The organism is Pseudomonas sp. LBUM1641 (genome assembly GCF_059716235.1).
In genome coordinates, this window is sequence record NZ_CP166815.1 from 3,194,060 (window position 1) to 3,216,301 (window position 22,242).

At 55.4% G+C, this 22,242-nt stretch carries 17 protein-coding genes and 1 pseudogene; 13 read left to right on the forward strand and 5 right to left on the reverse strand.

The genetic code is table 11. From position 1 onward, the window contains the following. Positions 1-249 precede the first annotated feature (249 nt). Positions 250-456 (forward strand): annotated as a pseudogene (locus tag ACA046_RS14635) (IS66 family transposase); the annotation flags it as partial. A gap of 92 nt (positions 457-548) precedes the next feature. Here ACA046_RS14635 and ACA046_RS14640 read toward each other — a convergent pair. The 5 genes from ACA046_RS14640 to ACA046_RS14660 form a co-directional block, all read right to left on the reverse strand. Beyond that, complete coding sequence (locus tag ACA046_RS14640; RefSeq protein WP_497676855.1) at positions 549-3,146, reverse strand: T6SS phospholipase effector Tle1-like catalytic domain-containing protein; 2,598 nt, start codon at positions 3,144-3,146, stop codon at positions 549-551. Beyond that, positions 3,134-3,649: a Tli1a family immunity protein gene (tli1a, locus tag ACA046_RS14645; protein ID WP_497676856.1), complete on the reverse strand. Its 516-nt coding sequence runs from the start codon at positions 3,647-3,649 to the stop codon at positions 3,134-3,136. The genes ACA046_RS14640 and tli1a overlap by 13 nt, the downstream gene beginning before the upstream one ends. Beyond that, entirely contained in the window at positions 3,646-4,455 is an 810-nt protein-coding gene (gene tla1, locus ACA046_RS14650) for a toxin Tle1 chaperone Tla1 (RefSeq protein ID WP_497676857.1), read from the reverse strand. Before tla1 ends, tli1a begins: the two co-directional genes overlap by 4 nt. 37 nt (positions 4,456-4,492) lie before the next feature. Beyond that, a complete protein-coding gene (locus tag ACA046_RS14655) occupies positions 4,493-6,568 on the reverse strand; it encodes a type VI secretion system Vgr family protein (RefSeq protein WP_497676858.1) in 2,076 nt (691 codons plus the stop codon). An 83-nt stretch (positions 6,569-6,651) separates the two neighbouring features. Further along, positions 6,652-7,170: an Hcp family type VI secretion system effector gene (locus ACA046_RS14660; RefSeq protein WP_019824892.1), complete on the reverse strand. Its 519-nt coding sequence runs from the start codon at positions 7,168-7,170 to the stop codon at positions 6,652-6,654. A gap of 661 nt (positions 7,171-7,831) precedes the next feature. On the opposite strand from ACA046_RS14660, the gene tssA reads away from it, so the two are divergent. From tssA to tssK, 12 genes are all read left to right on the forward strand, one after another. Next, positions 7,832-9,388 carry a type VI secretion system protein TssA gene (gene tssA / locus ACA046_RS14665; protein WP_497676859.1) on the forward strand — a complete coding sequence of 519 codons (1,557 nt, stop codon included), beginning with the start codon at positions 7,832-7,834 and terminating at the stop codon, positions 9,386-9,388. Between the two features lie 31 nt (positions 9,389-9,419). Continuing rightward, positions 9,420-9,923 (forward strand): type VI secretion system contractile sheath small subunit, encoded by a 504-nt coding sequence (tssB, locus tag ACA046_RS14670; protein WP_497676860.1) that lies wholly within the window; start codon positions 9,420-9,422, stop codon positions 9,921-9,923. Between the two features lie 28 nt (positions 9,924-9,951). Beyond that, positions 9,952-11,427, forward strand: a complete 1,476-nt coding sequence (gene tssC, locus ACA046_RS14675; RefSeq protein WP_497676861.1) for a type VI secretion system contractile sheath large subunit — start codon at positions 9,952-9,954, stop codon at positions 11,425-11,427. 14 nt (positions 11,428-11,441) lie between these two features. After that, positions 11,442-11,852, forward strand: a complete 411-nt coding sequence (gene tssE, locus ACA046_RS14680; protein ID WP_497676862.1) for a type VI secretion system baseplate subunit TssE — start codon at positions 11,442-11,444, stop codon at positions 11,850-11,852. Positions 11,853-12,011: 159 nt separating this feature from the next. Further along, positions 12,012-13,799: a type VI secretion system baseplate subunit TssF gene (tssF, locus tag ACA046_RS14685; protein WP_497676863.1), complete on the forward strand. Its 1,788-nt coding sequence runs from the start codon at positions 12,012-12,014 to the stop codon at positions 13,797-13,799. Then, the gene (tssG, locus tag ACA046_RS14690; RefSeq protein ID WP_497676864.1) at positions 13,763-14,770 is read left to right on the forward strand and encodes a type VI secretion system baseplate subunit TssG; all 1,008 of its coding nucleotides are present in this window, start codon (positions 13,763-13,765) and stop codon (positions 14,768-14,770) included. The genes tssF and tssG overlap by 37 nt, the downstream gene beginning before the upstream one ends. 13 nt (positions 14,771-14,783) lie before the next feature. Then, on the forward strand, positions 14,784-17,429 hold the full coding sequence (gene tssH, locus ACA046_RS14695) for a type VI secretion system ATPase TssH (protein ID WP_497676865.1): 2,646 nt from the start codon (positions 14,784-14,786) through the stop codon (positions 17,427-17,429). Positions 17,430-17,439: 10 nt separating this feature from the next. Further along, positions 17,440-18,957 (forward strand): sigma-54 interaction domain-containing protein, encoded by a 1,518-nt coding sequence (locus ACA046_RS14700; protein WP_497677087.1) that lies wholly within the window; start codon positions 17,440-17,442, stop codon positions 18,955-18,957. Between the two features lie 87 nt (positions 18,958-19,044). Then, positions 19,045-19,185, forward strand: coding sequence for a type VI secretion protein (locus ACA046_RS14705; RefSeq protein ID WP_497676866.1), 141 nt, complete (start codon positions 19,045-19,047; stop codon positions 19,183-19,185). Positions 19,186-19,202: 17 nt separating this feature from the next. Then, a complete protein-coding gene (gene tagH / locus ACA046_RS14710) occupies positions 19,203-20,399 on the forward strand; it encodes a type VI secretion system-associated FHA domain protein TagH (RefSeq protein WP_497676867.1) in 1,197 nt (398 codons plus the stop codon). A 5-nt stretch (positions 20,400-20,404) separates the two neighbouring features. After that, a complete protein-coding gene (gene tssJ, locus ACA046_RS14715) occupies positions 20,405-20,905 on the forward strand; it encodes a type VI secretion system lipoprotein TssJ (protein ID WP_497676868.1) in 501 nt (166 codons plus the stop codon). Between the two features lie 2 nt (positions 20,906-20,907). Then, entirely contained in the window at positions 20,908-22,239 is a 1,332-nt protein-coding gene (tssK, locus tag ACA046_RS14720; RefSeq protein WP_497676869.1) for a type VI secretion system baseplate subunit TssK, read from the forward strand. Positions 22,240-22,242 lie beyond the last annotated feature (3 nt).

A 22,242-nucleotide genomic window follows, 5' to 3' on the forward strand; every position in this document is an offset into this window, starting at 1 on the left:
GTTTGTGTTGTTGCAGCTTAGCATTTACGCTATGCTCCGCCGCGGTTAATCTCGTGACCGGGCGTCAGAACTTGAATCAAAACGAAAGCGCGATTTCTTCCAATGCGCACAGTCAGCCCGTGCGCCGCCATGGCTGCTTGTTTCGTACCTCCAACCATCTTAGAGGAGTCCGAGATGGTTGATCTCTCGCTGCTAATGGCCTCACTAAGGCCAATAGCATCGATACAGCATCAACTACTCTCGCAACGTTCCAGCACAAGTGTCCTAGCAATGCTGCTGGCCACCAAGTACGCGGACGGTTTACCGTTTCACCGCTTTGAAAAAGTACTGGTGGGCCAAGGCATCGATATCTCGCACCAGACCCAGGCCCGCTCGGTTGTTATTCAATTCGGCGGCCACTTCCAGCCGCTGCTGAGTTTAATGCGCGATAGCCTGTTGGCCAGCTGCATCATCCACTGAGATGAAACTCGCGTGCAGGTCTTGAAAGGGCCCGGACGCTCTGTGGGTTACTACGCTATTTCTCTTAATCTTTGACTAAACTCCCGTTTTTAGATGGTAAGGCTTCCTACCACATCCTTCGCTTGGTCCAGCCTGCTTCGAGGTAGTGGTGCCTGGGCCGTGAGTGTCTGCAACGGTCGATCAAGCGGGCTCGTTGGTGTGGTAGCCGCTGCTACTTTAAGCGCTTGCGAGGCTTTAAGTATCGCGATCAAGTCATCCGTTGTAGCGGTCTTCTCAGTTAAAGCTGGCGGCGGCGTTAGCGCCTGGGCTGCTTTTGTAGCACTGCCGGTGTCAGCGGTAAAGCTGCGAATCGATTGCAGTCCTTCAAGCATCGGTAGTGCCAGATCTGTCACGCTGTCGAACGCACTGATGCTTGGGAAGCCCACCTTGCCGCGAAACACCGGGGTGCCCAGAGATGGAAGTATCAGTCCCACCAGAAAGCGTGGGTCGTGGCGTTTGATGGTCAGGCCGACACTGGCCACCGCCAACGCTACGCCAACCACTCGTTCAACAGTTACCAGCAACGACAGTTCGTTATTGGATTCATTGTCGAAAAATATCCCGCGATAACGAAAGTAGTCACTGAAAACTTCCCGCTCATTCAAGGCCGCGTCCATAAACCATGCGCGCGAGTCATGCACATGCTCATCAAACAACCGAATCAGCGGGAGAACTTTGTCGTTTAACGATTTTCCGTCTTCGCCGAACAGCTTGGCGTAATTGATTTCTCCAGCCTTACGTAGATCGGCATATTGCTGAGCTTCATCCTGCGCGTTGGTCATGTACACAAGCCCACCCACTAAAGTGTTAACGATGGTGGCAAGATTAAACATCTCGCCTGCGCTCAAGTTCCATTCCGGCACATAGTCACGCCGAAAATCGGCCATGGCGTTGAGTAACTGTCGACAATCAAGGTTCGGCTCGTACGCCTTGCTGGTATTAAATGTGCTCGTGGATGGTGTGCCGGTACGATGCTCATACTCCAGCTTGATGGTTTGATTAGCTTTTTGAGTTGCCAGCTGACTTGCAGTCCAGACAGGTGCAGGGGTGCCGGCACGGTTGGCCGCATCTTCCTCAAGTTGCATCTTGTGTAATACTTCAAAGGCATCGACTTCCTTGGGGGTCATGTCTGCCTCCGAACCTTTTTTCATCACCTTGCTATAAGCATCAGTGTGATTGGCCCGGCCCTTGGCGTAACGGCTGATTCGCCAACCGGTAATCAACCCCGCTTCGCGAGCCATGACCTCCTCCAATGGGCCGTTATCCATGGCGTCAAGCCAGGTATTGAAGCGTGTGATCAGGGTGGCGCCAACGTCGTATTCGTTTCGGGTTTGCGCGTCCATGACTAACCAAGGCCAGCGAGCTTCTAGATCCCGCCCAAGAGCGTCTTTGGGAACCAGCAGCGGGGCCCCCATCTTGTAGGCTTCGCTATACATATGGTGCAGCGCGATTTGCGACAACACCTCATGGCCACCCTCTGCGGCCTTGCCTTGGTCGCCGGGCGGGTAGCCACCGCCGACGTCGGAGTGCATGCCGGGGTACAGGAATTCCTCTGTGCCTTGACGATAGGTGGAAGGGCAATGCGGATCGTCGGGGTTTGCTTTGCGGCGGATTGAGTCCGCGGGGAAGCAGCTGCGCTGCTCGTGGGCCGCAACCAGATGCACGCAGCGCTCAAGAAATACTTCGGAGTCGGGTAGGCGCATGCTGCCATCTGCCCAGCCCATGTGCCCAGCAGCAAACGGTACCAAGTACGGAATTCCCACTGAGGCCACGGTGTCGAACAACCCCAGAAACACAATCTTGATGGGCAGCCCGGCAAATAAGTAACAGGTATCGCCTTCCACTTCGACCTTGGTCAACGCTTCAAGCCAGGCAGCAAACGCTCGCGCCTCGGCGGCCCCTCGTGAAAAGCCATAGACAAACAGACGTACGGCCATGATTTTAGGGACTGACTTGGTCTGATGAGCTGCATCAATTTGGCTTTCAAGTTCCGCCAACGGCTGAGCCAAAACTTCACGGCGGCGCGTATAACTGCTTTTGAATATCGAAGCTCCTAGCGCGTCCTCGGTAAGGCTGGTACCCATTTTTTGCACAAGGGCGTACGCATCCGGGTTTTTAAGACGTGACTTACTACTGGCTCTTTTCAGCGCATCGATCAAACGGGTCAACCCCCAGTTGATTCGGTTCTCGCCCCCCGTCGACATCATCAGCCCTTGATGATCAGGTGTAAATTCGCCTATTTCTTTGAATTCGGTGCCGACCCCCTGTATGTAGTAGGCATAAAAGCCTTCTCGCTCAGTGGCCTCATTGTCATTGCTGCCTACGCTTGCGTGGTACAGGCGAGCTACATTGGTCGTGCTTGAAGGCAATGCCAGGCTGTCTGAGGGCTCGTGGTTGTTCGTGCCGTCGAAGCAAAGCGTGACAGTCACAATCTTCATACATGGCGCGCCCGCGTAAACCATTCCAGCAGCATGGTCTGCGTCCATCGCCTTCTGTTCAAACGGATGGTAGGCCATCTGTTGCGTCCGATAATTACGCAATACTTCCTCTGGCGTTTGCGGCAGTACCCCCCCCATTTTGAAGCCAGGTGTCGGACTGAGAAATGCAGGAGCCGGTTTTTGGCGTTGCGGAGTCATTATTTCGGACATGTAGCAGGCTCCGACATTTTTTGCGGGAAGTTAAATGGGTAGGTTGGATGGCCAGGAAGCACGGCTACAGCTGATACCGCAACTTGATTGCACGGTAGAAAATGAACGTCTATGGCCCCCAGCTCTTCATAGGGTGCAACAGCTACAACCGAGTGATGGCGGGTGTACTTGGCTGCGTGCAGTTTGTAAGCGGCCCGGTATCCATCTGTCCCAAGCGGAGGCCAATTCACATATTCATGCGGATTTGGGTCTTTCTCCCATTCAACCACAACGGTCAAACCTGGGCGCCACTTGACCGGTAGTGGTGCACAGCAGTTCTGTTTTCCTCCGCCACTATAAGGGCTGATATTTGGCCCACCGTTACCGTTTACCGAGAACCGATTAATCGCCGCTGAGGTATGGTTATAACCCTCGATAGGCGTCCCTAATCTTTCCGGCAGGGAGTCAGCGCAACCTTGCAGAGAGAGGCCGCTAATCAACAGCGCAAGCAGTAAACGAATCATAAGACGGCCTTGTGACGAGTCAGGCTTAATGGCGGGTGTTCGCTCAGTGCATTCGCGATAAAGTCTTCGTGATGCCGTTTTTCCAGTTTCTGCCGACTGATATCTAGATGGACTGTAATCAGGCCGCGAAGCATGGCTTCGCGTGAAGTGAAGCCATGTGCATTTGGCGAGTTGTCGTGGTCCCTGAGCCATCGAATCGCTGCGCTCACGGCTTGCAAGTGTAGAATTTGTTCATCGCTCATACTCATCCTGTCGAGCGCATTTTGGTCGCCTGGACGGCTGTCGAACCCTGAAAGGGTTGCTGCTTTGCGGTCATGGTCGATCCAATGCCACTGGATCACCGGGGCATGAAAAAAACCTTGCTGGTGGGGATCAAGCTGGTCGCAAAAAAGCCTGAACAGACGCGTATCGTAATAGCGCAGCACGCCACATCGGGCGCCCTTGCTCCAGGTGGTTTGGGTAGCGTAGCGCAGGTGCGCGGCGAGGTCAGCGAAGGGCCAGCGACTGATGACCGCAAGCACACAAAAGTTGTAATGGGTCGCGTTAAGCAGGTCCGTCAGCCCGGCACACTGCTCCTGGTTGGCCAGTTCGATGCGTAGCAGTGCTGGTCCCTGGTGCGCCAGGTCCTGCTCCAGGGTCTGCTCAAATAACCACGCGCACGAAAGCGCAGGTGTCAGTTCAAGCAGCGTTGGGAATGACGAGGCAGGCAGTGCTGCGCAGTTGATCAGTATATCCAAGTGATCAAGCTGGGCGCTGCGGACCGCTGTCACCAAGCGGTGTAGCCAATCCTTAGGGGTCGGTAACATGTCCGCTCCTTATTTGATGGTGTTCATTGAACAAATATTAACGCGGCACTACTGCTTCGGCCTGGGCCTGTGCGATTAACAAACAATCCTTACACACCGGTTTTGGTGGCGGTAGGAGGGCGGGGTCCAGGGAGGCTTGAGCTGTCTGGTACTGCTCTTGATCAAGTAAGGGCGGCACAGCCAGCAGGCCGAGCACGCTTGGCAGTAAGGGGGCTGCAGCTGTTCCGTTAGCAGGAGCACCGCCGATTTGAATCGTGGTGCTGCTAAAGATTCCTCCGGGGCCGATGACAATGTGCTGGCCTCCGGCTTTCAAGGTAATGCTCGCTCCCGCGTCGAGAATCAGATTTGCACCCGCCTTAAGGTGGACTTCTCGGCCGGCTTCGGTGACTAAGCTCTGCCCTATACGGGTGTGACTACTATTGGCAACCTGCAAGTAGTCGTTAGCTTTGAGCTCTACCTTGCGGTCGGCTGTCACCGTGCGCTGATCTTCAGCTTCGAACACCACGATGTTGTTGCCCTTGATGGTTTCGTGTCGCTCGTTACCGACCTCAAGATGGCTGTTATTTTCGACTTTCTGTTCCATGTCGCGCTGTGCGCGTAGATAGATCAGCTCCTGACCCGCGCGATCTTCGAGGTGCAATTCGTTGAATCCGGCGCTGCTCGGTGAACTGCGGCTACGGAATACGCTGCGGGTCTTGTGTGCTGGCAATTCATAGGGCAGCGGATTGAGGCTATTAGCCAGGCAGCCGCTGACCACTGGCTGATCAGGGTCACCTTCGAGGAAGGTGACCAGCACTTCCATTCCAACCCGAGGAATAGTGACGCCGCCGTGGCTGCTACCGGCCCAGCTGGAGGCGACCCGCAGCCAGTAGCTGGACTTGTCATCGGCCTCGCCTTCGCGATCCCAGTGGAACTTAACCTTGATACGGCCATAAGCGTCGCAGTAGATCTCCTCCCCGGCAGGCCCGGTCACCAGGGCCGTCTGGCTGCCCAACACCCGAGGTTTGGGGTAGGCCTCTTGTGGACGATGAAACACGTCCCACGGGGTCGCTACGAAACGGTTGCGATAACCTTGCTCAAACCGTTCTGACTTAGGTGTGCTGTCACTTGTGATGGTCTCCTCCAGCACCTGAGGCTGGTAGCCCTGGTGACGGACTTCAGTGAGCAGCCAGAGCGCGTTCCACTCTTTGCGTGGATGCTCGCTGAGCGACATAAAGTGCCCGCTGACGAGTGTTGGCTGATCGCTTGTGCCCTCGGCCTGGCGGTAGTCTGCGCGGTGACGCTCAAGGGCGCGCTGGGTCAGGAGTTTGCCGCGCTCGCGATGTACAAACAGTCCAGGGTATTCATAGTCCTCAAGATCAGGCTGATGCTTCTGTGATTCAGGTCTGTGGACGGCCTCGACCAAAAAACCGGCCTTCTCGAAGTTGTAATCTCTACGCGTAGTCCGGCTGGTACGAGCCTCAAAACGCAGATTGAAGTGCTTGATGACAGGTTCATCCGCCACCATGCCACTGCCCTGAACATACGCGGTTGGTTTGTCCAGTTTGGGGAAAATCGTCTGGTCATCCCCGAATACCAGCAAATGCGAGCGTTCGGAATGCTGAAAGTGGTAATGAATGCCTTCTTCATGGCTCAAGCGTTGAATGAAGTGCAAATCCGACTCGTCGTACTGAACGCAGTACTCACGTGGCGGGTAGATTGAGTTCAGTTGGAATTGGTAGTCATTTCCATGGATACCGTGTTCCTCGAGAATTTTTGCGATGATCTGCGGAACTGTGGACTGCTGAAAAATACGCTGATTGGTGCGATGTCTAAGGTACGAGAGCTGTGGCACCAAGGTTAGACTGTACCGGGTCAGCCGCTTACCCGAATCGCCCTGAGCAATGCGGTAAATTTGCCCGTGAATACCGTTTCCGCCGTTGTTGAACGCGAGGAAGGCTTGTTGGTGCAGCAGCGTTTCGAGGTCAAGATCAGGGCGTTCGCTGACCAACTCTACATCAATCGAAAATGGTGTACTGATCGCCTCCCGCCCCTGAAACTGAAGTATACGAAAATCGTGCTCAAGCCCCTCGATGGTCAGGCTAAATTGCGTGTCATTGGCAGGGCTGAACATCTGTTGTTCCTCAAGGTGGACATCTTAGACTTAATAAACGGCATCAACCGCTAAAGGTGATGCCGTGAAACAGCTAGTCAGTTTCAGCCTGCAACTGGAGTGCGCCAGTCATCAGAGCCCGAGGTGCCGGACACTTCATGTGTCCATGTGATTTTGCGGTAGGTGAATTCAACGTCTTCGAGGTGTGTGAAGTGCGAGTTGGATGGGTCCTGGCAGTTATGCATGTAGTCCTTGATGTCGACGATTATTGCGTCTTCAAGTTTGGTGGTGAAGTAATGCTCTTGAGTGCCAGCTGCCGAAGTGCGGTACCACTGAATGGTGATCTCAGTCAGGCGCTCGCCGGAAGTCAGTGCAGCCAGCAGCAATGGCGAGGACTTGTCGAATACCTTAGTGATTTTGACAGGTTTGTGAACGCGTTGACCGGTCGGCTGACCCGATTGCGGATCGCGAGGGATGATAACCTCGTGACTGAAGCCCTGAACCATGACTTGGTCTTCATGACCTTCCTGATAGGTGTTACCGACTGAGTCGGCGGTGAATGCACCGGCGGTGATCAGGCCCTGCTTGGTACCCGTGATAGACATATATGCTGGTGTAGCCATGGAGGCTCTCCTTACTCAAAATATAGGAACCCACAGACATCTTTAATTTGCAGGTGCTCAGGATGTAATCAAGGTTTGTGCCAGCTAAATTAAAAGCGTTATTTATCAAGCTCTTGTATGTAGTGGTGAGGGCTACATCCATGGCTTATATAGATTTTCTAAGTTTGAGCGCGCAATAACTTGCGCAATCAAGAGCAACTACTTGCGCACTTGTCAGCGCATGGTGATATGCGGGCGCTGTAGGAGTTAATCCACAGGGTTATCCACAATATGGTGCGCAGCTTTTTGCGCACCTGCGCAATACGCTAATATTTAACTATGGTGACATGCCAGAAATAGAATTCGTGTAGGGATTTTCCTTGTGCTCTTTCGGAGCGGTCCTACATCTTTGTTTGGTGAAATACATGTAGAGTTCTTGGGTGGCTTTCGTGTCTATCACGATTGGTATTGGTGTACTCTGAAGTTGCGAGGAATTTACTTGCGCACTAATACCGTTGGTGTGGCGCTTATCGTTTTTATAAAAAGTCCGTTCGGAGGAGTGCAGGCTTCATAGGCGCAGCTATGAAGTAATAATTTGAGTCTTCTTCTTTTTTTCTGCTACCCGTCGCCGTTAATTTAAGTCCATTAGCGTAGCGTACGCAAATTCAATTAAAGGTCATGAGTGTCACACATCAGCAAAGTTTCTGCTCGTTATCTAGAGCTCGCGAAAGTCTCTGTTTCTCAGGAGGGATTTGCAGGCGAGGACGTTCGTTTTTCGAGCGAGTATGAAACATTGGAAAGGGAGCTTGGTAAGGCCCAATCTATGCACGAAAGCGGTCAGGTCGACTGGCTGAAAATTTGTGACAGGAGCGAAGCTCTGCTGCGCACTCAGTCCAAGGATTTACGAGTTGGCGCTTGGCTGACTTGGGGGTTGTACCAGTGCGAATCTTTTCAGGGGCTACTGGCCGGCCTTGGGCTTTTGCAATATTTGTGTGAGAGCCATTGGGCTGAGATTCATCCAAGCAAGATCCGCACCCGCGTTGCGGCTCTTGGCTGGTTGGTGCCGCGTCTTGAGCGGGTGCTAAACGAAAGTATCGCGATTAAAGAGCAGTTGCCACTTTTTCATCGCCTGGTCGAGTGTCTTGAGGGCCTTGATGCCGTATGTACTAAGCATATGGGGGATGATGCGCCACTGCTGCTGCCAATCTGCCGTCGTCTGAAAAGGATGGTTCAGCATGCGGCGGATAACCCGCCTGAGTCCAGTGGGGTGGGGGGGGCGGTTGCGCAGGTTAAGCAGGTAGCTATGCAGATGTTCGCCACGGGTGTGGCAATTGATAATGAGAAAGAGGCCCAAAGAGCTTTGCGTGCCCAGCAGGAAAATGCCCGTCCCCTGTGCACTTGGTGGCTCAAGCAGAAAACTACCGACCTACGTGCGTTGCGCCTAAATCGCGCGCTGTTGTGGCTGCACGTCGACGCGATTCCTGAGCGCAACACCGAGCAGATTACCGCGTTGCGTGGTGTGCCAGCGGACAAGCTGAAGGCCTATCAGGATCGCTATGATCAAGCCCACTACGCAGACCTGTTGATTGAGCTGGAGGCGAGCTTGGCGAAGGCACCATTCTGGTTTGATGGTCAGCGAATGGTCTGGGAATGCTTGCAGGGACTGAACGCTGAGATGGCGATGCGTGAGGTGGAAGTTCACTTCGCACTGTTTATTCAGCGCCTGCCCGGCATCATCGAACTGCGTTTCCACAACGGTACGCCGTTTGCAGATCCGGCAACTCGTGCTTGGATCGGTGCCAACGTCATGGCGCACCTGCAAGTAGCCAGAGCGCCGCGCAAGGTTGAACTCGCCGACAACCGATTGGCCTGGGAGCTGGCTCTGGAGGAGGCCTTGCCGATCTTGCACAAAGACGGTCTCAAGGCAGCGGTGCAGATCCTGAAGCAAGGCCTGCAAATCGCCCAGGGCGGGCGAGTTCGGTTTTTCTGGCAATTTGCCTTGGCGCGGTTGTGCTTTGCAGCCAAGAAATACGAACTGGTCACGAGTCAGCTCGAAATTCTCGACCGAACGTTACATGAGTCAGGCTTACAAGATTGGGAGCCCGATCTTGTACTCGAAGTGCTGCATTTGCTGCATAGCTGCTACGAGTTGTTATCGCAGAACCACGCAGTGCGTGAGCGCAGAGAAGAGATTTATCGCAGATTGTGCCACCTCGATCTTGACGTGGTACTCGAATAGGCCCCAGGGCCATAACCGCAAGGAAAAAGGCATGGCCAAAGAAGGCTCTGTAGCCCCCAAAGAACGCATCAACGTCACCTTCAAGCCCGCGACTGGCGGTGCTCTGGAAGAAATTGAATTGCCGCTGAAACTGCTGGCCATCGGTGACTACATCCAGCGTAAGGATGAACGTAAAGTCGAAGATCGCAAGCCGATTAGCATTGACAAAAGCACCTTCGATGAAGTGTTGGCCAAGCAAGAGTTGGCGCTGACATTAAGCGTACCGAACCGTCTTCAGGAAGAGCGCGACACTGAAGAGCTGGTGGTGAAAGTGCGCGTCAGTTCGATGAAGGACTTCAACCCGGCTTCGTTGGTCGAGCAAGTGCCTGAGCTGAAAAAACTAATGGAATTGCGTGACGCGCTCGTGGCCCTGAAAGGCCCGTTGGGTAATGCGCCTGCGTTCCGCAAAGCTATCGAAGGCGTTCTCGCTGACGAGGAGTCCCGCGGTCGCGTACTGGGTGAGCTGGGATTGATCCCCATAGCCCAAGACGTCTGAGTATCTATCAGCCATGGAAACCAACACAATGAGCACCAGTGCATCACAGCAAAAGAGCAAAGAGAATGGCGATTACAGCATTCTCGATAGCATCATCGCCGAAACCCGTCTGACGCCAGACGATGACGCCTACGATATTGCCAAGCGCGGTGTGTCGGCCTTCATCGAAGAACTGCTCAAGCCACAGAACAGCGGTGAGCCGGTCAAGAAAGCTATGGTTGATCGTATGATCGCCGAGATCGATGCCAAGCTTAGTCGGCAGATGGACGAAATCCTCCACCACCTGGACTTCCAATCTCTGGAGTCGTCGTGGCGCGGCCTACAGTTACTGGTCGAGCGCACGAACTTTCGCGAAAACATCAAGATCGAAATTCTCAACGTCTCGAAAGAAGACCTGCTGGATGACTTCGAAGACTCTCCGGAAGTTATGCAGTCTGGATTGTATAAGCACGTTTACACCGCTGAGTACGGTCAGTTCGGTGGGCAGCCGGTGGGCGCGATCATCGCCAACTACTTTATGTCCCCAAGCTCGCCGGACGTGAAGCTGATGCAGTACGTGTCCAGCGTTGCTTGTATGTCTCACGCGCCGTTCGTTGCTGCCGCCGGCCCGAAATTCTTTGGCCTGGAAAGCTTCACCGGCCTGCCGGACCTGAAGGATCTGAAAGATCACTTCGAAGGTCCACAATTCGCCAAGTGGCAGAGTTTTCGCCAGTCGGAAGACTCCCGTTACGTTGGCCTGACGGTTCCGCGCTTCCTACTGCGTAACCCGTACGACCCCGAAGAAAATCCGATTAAGTCGTTCGTCTACAGAGAAACTGTAGCCAACAGCCATGAGCACTACCTTTGGGGCAACACTGCTTACGCATTCGGTACTAAGCTGACCGACAGTTTCGCTAAGTATCGTTGGTGTCCAAACATTATTGGCCCGCAAAGCGGTGGTGCAGTTGAAGACCTGCCGTTGCACCACTTCGAGAGCATGGGCGAAATCGAAACCAAAATTCCTACCGAGGTGCTGATTAGCGACCGCCGCGAATACGAATTGGCCGAGGAAGGTTTCATTTCCCTGACCATGCGTAAAGGTAGCGATAACGCCGCGTTTTTTTCCGCCAGTTCGGTGCAAAAGCCCAAGTTCTTTGGTATCGGCGCTGAAGGCAAGGCGGCAGAGTTGAACTACAAGCTCGGCACCCAACTGCCGTACATGATGATCGTCAACCGCTTGGCTCATTACCTGAAAGTGCTTCAGCGCGAACAGCTGGGTTCGTGGAAGGAACGTACTGATCTGGAACTTCAACTCAATAAGTGGATCCGCCAGTACGTCGCCGACCAAGAGAATCCCAGCGCCGAAGTGCGTGGCCGTCGGCCACTGCGCGCCGCTCAGATCATCGTCAGTGATGTTGACGGCGAGCCTGGCTGGTACCGCGTCAGTCTGAACGTGCGCCCGCATTTCAAGTACATGGGGGCCGATTTCACCTTGTCGCTGGTTGGCAAGTTGGACAAAGAGTAAGCAGAGCCTAACTCATGACTGGATATGGCAGCCTTTTCGAGCGACTGGGTGGTGATGCGGACAAGCGCGTCGGTTGGAGCCGCGAAGTGGCTGCCATGGCGTCCGTGGCTGTCCATCTGTCCAAGATGCTTAGCATTCGTGCGGGCAGCGTGCAAACGCTGTCCGATTACGGGCTTCCCGATCTCAATGACATGCGCCTGAGCTTGCACGATTCTCTGAGTCAGGCCCGCTTGGCCATCGAGAGATTCATCGAAGCCTACGAGCTACGTCTGAGCAATGTGCGTGTCATTTCCCTGCCGCGTGATCACGATCAACTTCGTCTGTCCTTTATCATCGAAGGCCTGCTGGAAGTGGATGGTTTCAAGCGCCAGGTCAGTTTTACCGCACGCCTCGATGGACGTGGTCAAGTCAAGGTCAACCAATGAGAGTCGCGTGTTTTTACATCCAAAATGACAGGAAGCCAATAGTCATAAGCACGGTTCAAGTGCAGGGTTGCTTGGGGGTTGTGCCCGTAGATGAGATGTTCGCCAACCTGGCATTTAGGATGGTTTTTTTTGTGAGATCCAAGACTAGGCAGGTACCCCGTGTCCTTTAACCACTACTACCAAAGCGAGCTCACTGCGCTTCGTCAGTTAGGTCGTCGCTTCGCTGAGCGTAGTCCTGCGTTAGCGCCTTTCCTAGGGCAGGCCGGGCGCGATCCGGATGTGGAGCGATTGTTGGAGGGCTTCGCGTTTCTGACCGGGCGTCTGCGGCAGAAACTTGATGACGAGTTGCCCGAGCTCAGCCATTCGCTGATGCAACTGCTGTGGCCCAACTACATGAGGCCGCTGCCGGCCTTCAGCATTGTGCAGTTTGATCCGTTGAAACGTTCCGGTCCTGCACTGATGGTCGAGCGTGATACACCGATGGAAAGTGTGCCGATTGATGACGTGCGCTGCCGCTTTCGCACCTGCTACCCGACGGAAGTTCTGCCGTTGAACTTGGCTGCGCTGAATTACTCGGTGAAGGGCGACGGCTCGCTGTTGAGCCTGCGTTTGGAGATGAGTGCCGATGGTCACCTTGGTGAGTTGAAGTTGAGCCGCTTGCGCCTGCACTTCGCCGGCGAACGCTATATCAGTCAGATGCTTTACCTGAGCCTGCTGCGTAACCTGAAAGGCATCGAGCTGATCCCGCTGGACGGCGCCGGCAAACCCATTAATGGTGTTAACGGCATGCCGATGGCATTCAAGATGCCCGGCGATTGCGTACAACCGGTGGGTTTTGCTGAAGAAGAAGCGTTGGTCCCGTATCCGTTGAACACCTTCCGCGGTTATCGCTACCTACAAGAGTATTTTGCCTTCCAGGACAAGTTCTTGTTTGTGGATATCCACGGGCTGGACCTCCTCCAGGCTTTGCCTGCGGACATTCTTAAACAGGCCCAGGGACTGGAGTTACGGTTTGACATTTGCAAGAGTGGGGGCCAGCGCATGCGTCCGACTCTGGACAATGTGAAGCTTCACTGTACGCCCATCGTTAATCTGTTCACGCACGATGCATTGCCGATCCGCCTTGACGGCAAGCGCGACGAGTACCTGTTGCTACCCGCCGAGTACAGCCTGGAAAACTGCGGTGTGTATTCCGTGGAAGGCGTCACCGGGTGGAAACCTGGCGGTCTGGGTTATCAGGAGTATGTTCCGTTCGAATCCTTCGAGCATGACCCTAGTTTCGATGTACCTGATAGCCGTCCTCATTTCAGCATCCGCCAGCGCTCCTCATCGATTCACGACGGCCTTGATACGTACTTGAGCTTCGGCCGTCGCGACACCGACTCCCACGAAACCCTCTCGGTCGAGCTGATGTGTACCAACCAGAATCTGCCGCGCAAGCTCAAGCTTGGCGACATCAGGCTCCCCTGTGAGGAGACGCCGGAGTTCCTGAGTTTTCGCAACATTACCCCGGCCACAGCAAGCTTCGCGCCGCCGCTAAATCGTGACTTTCTCTGGAAGCTGATCAGTAACATGTCGCTCAACTATCTGTCGCTGGCTGACGTCAACGCGTTGAAGGTCATTCTCGAAACCTATGACCTGCCGCGCTACTACGACCCACACGCGGAAAAAGTCAGCAAACGCCTGCTTGGAGGGCTCAAGTCGATCAAACATCAACACGTGGATCGATTGCACCGAGGGTTGCCGGTTCGTGGGTTGCGTACCGAACTGACGATAGACCCGCAAGGGTACATCGGTGAGGGCGATCTGTTCGTTTTCGCATCGGTTCTTAACGAGTTTTTCGCACTTTATGCCAGTCTCAATTCGTACCACGAGCTGCGGGTAAAAAGCACACAGGGAGGGGTGTACCAATGGACGCCACGTATGGGCCAGCAGCCGATTCTGTAAGCAAACTGACCCGAGGTATACGCGAGTACTCGCTGTTTCAGGCTGTGCTGTTAGTCGTTGATCGCCTGCGCGAAGCACACCCTCATCTCAGCCAAGACGATTTGTATGACCAGCTGGAATTCCAGGCCAACCCCAGCTTGGGGTTCCCCGCCAGCGACGTTGATCGCGTTGAGTTCTTTCACGAGCACGGCCTGATGCGTGCGCGGCTGCGTTTTAACTTGATCGGTTTGGTGGGCTCAGGATCACCCCTGCCGGCGTTTTACGGAGAACAAGCGCTGGGCGACGGTGAGGACGGGAACCCGACCCGCAACTTCCTCGATCTGTTCCATCATCGCCTGCAACGGTTGATGTTGCCGATCTGGAAAAAATACCGCTATCGCGCCAGCTTCGAGAGTGGGGCCATAGACCCTTTTTCCTCCCAGCTGTTTGCTTTGATTGGCCTCGGTGGTGAAGAGATCCGGCGTGCTCAGGAGCTGAATTGGAAGCGCCTGCTGCCGTACTTGGGCTTGCTGAGTTTGCGCGCGCATTCGGCTGCACTGATCGAATCGGTGCTGCGCTACTACTTCAAACACACCGAACTGACGATTGAACAGTGCATTGAACGCCACGTGGAAATCCTTGGCGAACAGCGTAATCGCCTGGGGCAGGCCAACTCTCGGCTTGGTGAAGATGTAGTGCTGGGGGAAAGCGTGCGTGATCGTAGCGGCAAGTTCCGGATCCACATCCGGGAGCTGGATTGGCAATGTTTTCATGAATTCCTGCCGATTGGTTTCGGCTACCAGCCGCTGTGTGCGCTGGTGCGGTTCACCCTGCGAGATCCGCTTGATTACGACATCCGCCTGACCCTGCGGCAAGAAGAAATTCGCGAACTGCGTATTAGCGAGCAAAACGCTTGCCGCCTGGGATGGACCAGTTGGCTCGGCCGCGAAAAAGCTGACGGCGTGGTGACTCTGGGCAGCAAAATTGATTAAGGACAGATGACAAATGATTAACGTCGACCTGCAACAACTCATCCAGACGCTGGATGCCGAAACCCGTCGTGATCTGGAGCGTTCCGCCGAACGCTGTGTGGCTCGCGGCGGCAGCAAGGTCCTCATTGAAGACCTACTGCTGGGTTTGCTTGAGCGTCCGCAAGGTTTGCTGAGCCGTGCACTGTTAGATACCGAAGTAGACGCTGGTGAATTCTGTGCAACGCTGCAATCTCGGGTCGATCACAGCGCTTCGCGCAACCCGGTGTTCGCCCCAGAACTGGTGCAGTGGCTGCAAGACGCCTTGCTGGTGGCTAACCTTGAATTTGGCCAGGCTCAGGTCGAACAAGCTGCACTGATTCTTGCGCTGCTACGAAACCCTCTGTGCTGTGCAGGCAGTCGTTACCAGCCGTTGCTGGCCAAACTGGATATCAACCGCTTGAAGGAGTTCGCTTTATCCCAGAAAGAGCCGTCGGCCACCGGTAAACCAGCTGCGTCGAGTGAACTTCTGCTGCACCGCTTCACCCATAATCTGACGCAACAGGCCCGCGATGGCAAACTCGACCCCGTCCTGTGTCGCGACGGTGCGATCCGGCAGATGGTAGACATCCTTGCCCGGCGCCGCAAAAACAACCCAATTATTGTCGGTGAAGCCGGCGTCGGTAAAACGGCCATCGTCGAAGGCCTCGCCTCGCGCATTGTTGCCGGTGAAGTGCCGCTAGAGTTGAAAGGCGTCGAGTTGTTGTCACTGGACATGGGCCTGTTGCAAGCCGGCGCTAGCGTCAAAGGTGAATTCGAGCGTCGCCTCAAAGGTGTGATTGACGAAGTCAAAGCGTCGCGGAGGCCGGTCATCCTGTTCATCGACGAAGCCCATACGCTGATTGGCGCGGGGGGGAGCGCAGGAGGCTCCGACGCTGCCAACCTGCTTAAACCAGCGCTGGCCAGGGGAGAGTTACGCACCATTGCTGCGACCACCTGGGGGGAGTACAAAAAATATTTCGAAAAAGACCCTGCTCTGGCCCGTCGATTCCAGCCGGTGCAATTGCATCAGCCCACCGTCAGTGAGGCGGTGACTATCCTCCGTGGCCTGGCTCAGGTTTACGAGAAAAGCCACGGCATCTATTTGCGTGATGACGCGGTGGTCGCCGCTGCAGAGTTGTCTGCTCGTTACCTGGCGGGTCGTCAACTACCGGATAAAGCTGTCGATGTGCTGGACACCGCCTGTGCTCGTGTGCGTATCAGCCTCGCTGCAGCACCGGAACGTCTGGAGCGGCTGCGTGGTGAGCTGGCAGAGGGGGACCGTCAGCGTCAGGCTTTGCGCCGCGATTTTGAAGCCGGTTTGCTGATCGATCGGGAGGCGCTGGATACGCTAGAAGCACGCCTTGAGGACGCCGAATCCGAAACGGTCATGCTGGAGGCTCTCTGGACTGAACAGAAAACATTGGCCGAGCATCTGCTGGAATTGCGCCAGCAACTGGTCAAGGCCCGTGAAACCGCCGACATGAAGCCGACGATGATAGTCGACAAAGACGCCGAAGGCTCCGTGATCGAAACCCTGCCAGTAGGCGCGTCGCAAAGTGTCGAAAAGCTGGAGGCGGCGCTCAACGAGGCTCATAAAACGCTGACCGAGTTGCAAGTCAAAGAACGACTGGTGAGCTTCGAGGTCTGCCCGCGACTTGTGGCTGAAGTGATCAGCGCCTGGACCGGCGTGCCGCTGGCGCAGCTGGCCCGTGAGCACAATGCCAAGGTTGCCAGCTTCGCTACTGACCTGCGTGCCCGCATTCGTGGTCAGGAACAAGCCGTTCACGCCCTCGATCGCTCGATGCGTGTCACCGCCACAGGCCTGAATAAACCTGATGCTCCCGTGGGAGTGTTCCTGCTCGTTGGCCCGAGTGGTGTCGGCAAGACTGAAACTGCACTGGCCCTAGCTGATTTGTTATACGGCGGTGAGCGCTTCATCACCACCATCAACATGTCAGAGTTCCAGGAGAAACATACCGTTTCGCGTCTGATCGGTGCCCCGCCAGGTTATGTTGGTTACGGTGAGGGTGGCATGCTCACCGAAGCGGTGCGGCAGAAGCCGTATTCCGTCGTGCTACTCGATGAAGTCGAGAAGGCCGACCCGGACGTGCTCAACCTATTTTACCAAATATTTGACAAGGGCATCGTCAACGACGGCGACGGGCGCGAAATCGACTTTCGTAACACGCTGATTCTGATGACCTCTAACCTGGGCAGCGACCACATCAGCGAACTCTGCGAGAACGGCGCACGGCCATCAGCTGAAGTCCTCGAAGAAACCATTCGCCCGATACTGAGCAAGCATTTCAAACCTGCGCTGTTGGCACGGATGCGTGTGGTGCCTTACTACCCCGTCGTTGGTCCGGTGCTGCGCGAGTTGATCGAAATCAAACTGGGTCGGTTGGGCGAGCGCCTGAACTGTCGACGGTTGGATTTCACTTACTCACAGAACCTCGTTAATTACCTGGCCGAACGCTGTACCCAAAGTGACAGTGGTGCACGTCTGGTCGACCAATTGCTGGACTTACACGTACTGCCGTTGGTCGCTGATCGTCTGCTGGATGCCATGACCATAGGGGAGAACCTCAAGTGCGTGCACGCGACGCTTGATAGCTTCGGTGTGATCTGCGAGTTCGCCTGAGGTGAGTATGATGTTCAGCCAAGTGCCGCATCCACTGGTCTATGCCGAAGCCTTACTCGCGCAGTTTGCCAGCCTGGCGCGGGCGACGGATGGCGCCACGCTGCTGGGCGATTTCGTGCGCAGTCTGGCCCAGCTCAGCGGTTGTGAGTTAGCACAACTCTATCTACTGGACGCCACCCATACCTGCCTAGGCATGAATGCGGAGTGCCTCAACGGCAATCTGCAACCACGAGAAACGGCGAGTTTACCGGTGGATTACAACGGTGAGCAGCTGCTGCAATTTGCGCTGTGTCAGAACCGCGTAGTGTGCATTGGTGAGCTTAGCAGCAGCCTGCACGAGACCAGTTTTCTGCCGAGCCAGGCGAGGCCTTGGCAATCACTACTGTGCGTGCCGCTGGTCAATCAGCAGGGGCGTGTGGAAGGGTTATTAATGTGTGCCAGTCATCAGCGCATCGAACTGCAAGGCTTCGCCGATTCGTTTGGTCGACTTGGCTCGTTTGTGCTGGTCCATTTGCATTTGCTGCAGCGTTTACGGCGACCGAACGGTGGTGTATCGATCGCGCCAGTCGCCGCTCCGAGCGCCAACGGTTATGGCCTGACGGGTAAAAGCGCAGCCATGCGCCAAGTCTATTCGCTAATCAGCAAAGTCTTGCACAGCCCCTACACTGTGCTGCTGGGGGGGGAAACGGGTACGGGCAAGGAAGTGGTAGCCCGGGCGATCCACGAATGTGGGCCACGTCGCACCCAGGCGTTTATTGTGCAGAACTGCGCGGCGGTCCCAGAAAATCTTCTCGAAAGCGAGCTGTTTGGTTACCGAAAAGGCGCCTTCACGGGCGCCGATCATGATAGAGCTGGGCTGTTCGACGCAGCCGACGGTGGGACCTTGTTGCTTGATGAGGTCGGTGACATGCCGATGTCGCTGCAGGCCAAGCTGTTGCGAGTTCTGCAAGAGGGCGAGATTCGTCCGCTGGGTTCCAACGATACCCACAAAATTGACGTGCGCATTATTGCAGCGACACATCAGGATTTATCGGTGTTGGTCAGCAAAGGGAAGTTTCGCGAGGATTTGTACTACCGCCTCGCGCAGTTCCCTATTGAACTCCCGCCGCTGCGTCAACGCGAAGACGACATCCTCGACTTGGCACGACACTTCGCAGACAAGGCCTGTACGTTCTTGCAGCGTGATGAGGTGAGTTGGTCCAACGGAGTGCTGGATATTTTGGCCAGCTACGCATTCCCCGGCAATGTGCGCGAACTTAAGGGTTTGGTCGAGCGTGCGGTGCTGCTCTGCGAAGGCAGCGAGCTACTGGTGGAGCATTTCTCCCTGCGAATGAACACCATACCTGATGCCGGAAGGCTGAACTTGCGTGAGCGGTTGGAGCAGATTGAGCGCAGCCTGCTGATCGATTGTCTGCGTAAGAACGATGGGAATCAGACCCTCTCCGCTCGGGAGCTCGGTCTACCTCGGCGCACATTCCTTTACCGACTCGGACGCCTGAGCATCAACGTGGGAAATGTTGATGCATAGAGTCAACCCGCTTGATTTCAATTTATCCGCTTATAACAGCCTCAACCGTAAGGGGCGGTGCTTTTTGCTGCCCCAGGAGACCCTCTGATGTCTATTCGTCACTGGCAAGCCGTCCTTCTCGCAGTTGTCGTTTTATGCGGCCTCGGTGGCTGCAGCGGCAATTACAAATACAACGACAATAGCTATCGCCCATTGGGCGATCCGCAGGCGGTCAACCGCGGTAAGTGACCGTAAGGAGCATCACGATGGAACTGGTTTTCGACGTACTGAACACCAAGCAGTTCGTACCGACGGAGTTGTGCCAGAAGACCTTCACACAGGTCGGCGGCGTGATTGGTAGGGGCCAGGGCTGTGACTGGATCATTCCCGACCTCAAGCGACACTTGTCAAGCCGCCACGCCTTGATCAGCTACCGCGAAGGGACATTTTTCCTGACCGATATCAGCAACAACGGTATACAGGACGGCGCAAGCGGCGCGCGTCTACGCAAGGGCGAAGCGGAACGTATTGAGCATGACAGTGTGTACGTGCTGGGTGATTTCGAGATCCGGGCACGGTTGGTCCGTGGCGTGGTGCCCTTGGAAACGGAAGTTGGTCGTCCGCAAGCCGCTGGAAGCATCATTCCTGACGACGCATTCCTTGACCTCGACCCGTTGAACGCCCTCGATCAGCAGGAAGGAGCGTACTCGGAAATCGACGAGCTGATCTCGCCGAGCAATGTCGTTGAAGGCACTCGTCAGCGCGCCGACTACGCACGCATCGACATGGAAAGCCTGATGGTGCCGAAGCTGATTGATGCCCCGGCAGAGTCCGCACCGGCGCCAGTATCGAGAGTGATCGAGCGTCAGGCCGACGGTTTCTGGGAAAAGTTTTCCGGTGCCTTGGAAATGGACCTGAACGGCCTTGATCACGATGCAAAAGAGGCGCTGGCGTTGAGTGCCGCGCGGCTGCTCAAGCAAACTGTTAGCGGTTTGCAGCAGAGTTTGCGCACTCGAAACGAGCTGAAAAATGAATTGCGGCTTGCGCAGACCTCGGTGCAAATGCCTCAAAAAAACCCGTTGAAACTTGCCGTTGATGCCGGTGAAGCGTTGAGCGTTTTGTTGCAGCCGAATAAACCGGGGCAGTTGCCACCTGAACAGGCTATATCCCATGCGTTCCGAGATTTACAGGCGCACCAGGTGGCCTTACTGATGGCTAGCCGCGCTGCCGTTCGTGGCGCCTTGGAACACTTTTCGCCTCAACAGCTCACCCTGCGTTTCGAGCGTGACTACAAACCGTTGCTTGCCACCTCTGGCAGTCGCTGGAGAGCTTATGGGCGCTATCACCAGGCCTTGCGTCAGGATGATGACTGGAGCGAGCGCCTGATGGCCCGAGACTTCGTTCAAGCCTATGAGGAACAGATTCGACTGATTGCTTCCCTCAACACCGTCCACCAAGGATGACACGCATGTTTCGTCGCTCGACTGTTTTTCTTATGGCGCTGACTGCGCTGGCTACCTTGGTACTGTTGACCGGTTGCTCAACGCTATCGCCGTATTCCCACGTCACCAAACTTAACCTGAAGCTGCAGGCCAGCGATGAGTTAAATCCGGATCTCAACGGTCGCCCGTCGCCGATTGTCATACGCCTGTTTGAACTCAAGCACCCGGTGGCGTTTGAGAATGCCGATTTCTTCAGCCTGTACGAACATGCCAAGGAGTCCCTGGCTCCGGATATGGTTGCGACCGAGGAACTGGAGCTGCGACCGGGCGAAACCGTCGAACTCAAACTTAGCGTCGAGGAAGGGAGTCGCTACGTCGGTGTTCTTGCAGCCTACCGTGACCTGACAGAGACCAAATGGCGCTACACCCTGCAAGTTGCCCCGGTGGAAGTCACCGACGCCGAACTGACCCTCGATCAGAGCGGAATTCGCAACACCCATGAATCGTTAGTCAAGGCGGCTGATTGACCATGAACTCCCATAAAGTCATTTGGCAGGAAGGTATGTTGCTGCGTCCGCAGCACTTCCAGCACAACGATCGCTACTACGACCATCAGATGAAGACCCGCACCCATTTGCTGGGCAGCTACATCTGGGGCTTCCTCAACTTGGACATCGACTTGCAGTTCCTCAACATGGGCAAACTGGTCATCAGCCAGGCATCGGGTATTCTGCCGGATGGCAGCTTGTTTGAGCTGGGGGGGCACACCGAACCGTTGGCCATCGATGTGCCGCCGAACACCGGCAATACGCCCATTTATCTGGCTCTGCCGTTGGTTACCGGCAACCACATCGAAGCCCGCCGGCCGGAGCAGTCCGACGTGCTGGCGCGCTATACGGTGTACGAAGCGGAAGTGGCTGACTCCAACGCCGGCGACGACGCTGCCAGCCAGGTCAGCTGTGCCCGGCCGGACTTCAAGCTATTGTTCGGCGAGCAGCAGAGCGATCAGGCGTACGTGAAGCTAAAGATCTGCGAAGTACTTGATACTACGCCGGACGGCGTAGTCAGTCTCGACCCAAACTTCGTCCCCACCTACATCCAGGCGCATGCCTCAAGCTACCTTCTTTCCTGCCTTAAGGAAGTGATTAGCATGCTCGGTAATCGGGGCGACGCCATCGCTGACCGGATTCGCTCCAATGGTAAGGTGGGTGGTGCGGAAGTGGGTGACTTCATGATGCTACAGTTGATCAACCGCACCGAGTTGTTGTTGCGTCACTATCTTAGCCTGGAACAAGTCCACCCAGAAGAGTTATACCGGGCGCTGCTGACTATGCTTGGTGATCTGGCGACATTCTCCAGCGATAGTAAACGACCTCGTCTGGACAGCCGTTATCAACACAGCGACCAAGGCGCGAGCTTCCGTAAACTGATGGACGCGATTCGTCAGGTGCTGTCGATGGTGCTAGAACAGCACGCTATCGAACTGGTGCTGCAATCGCGTCAGTACGGGATCATTGTCTCGCCGTTGCTCGACCACAAACTGCTTGGTTCGGCCTCGTTCGTGCTGGCGGCCAGTGCCAACTGCGACTCCGAAGAACTGCGCCACCGCTTGCCGGCACACCTCAAAGTCGGCCCGGTAGAGCGCATCCGCCAACTGGTCAACCTGCATCTGCCAGGCATCAAGGTCAAACCGTTGCCGGTGGCTCCTCGGCAGATCGCGTTCCACGCCAACAAAACCTATTTCATCCTCGAACTTAGCTCCGAAGACCTAGTGCAACTCGAGCGCTCTGGTGGCTTCGCATTCCATGTGTCCGGCGAATTCGCCGAGCTTGAGCTGAAATTCTGGGCCATCAGGAACTGACCA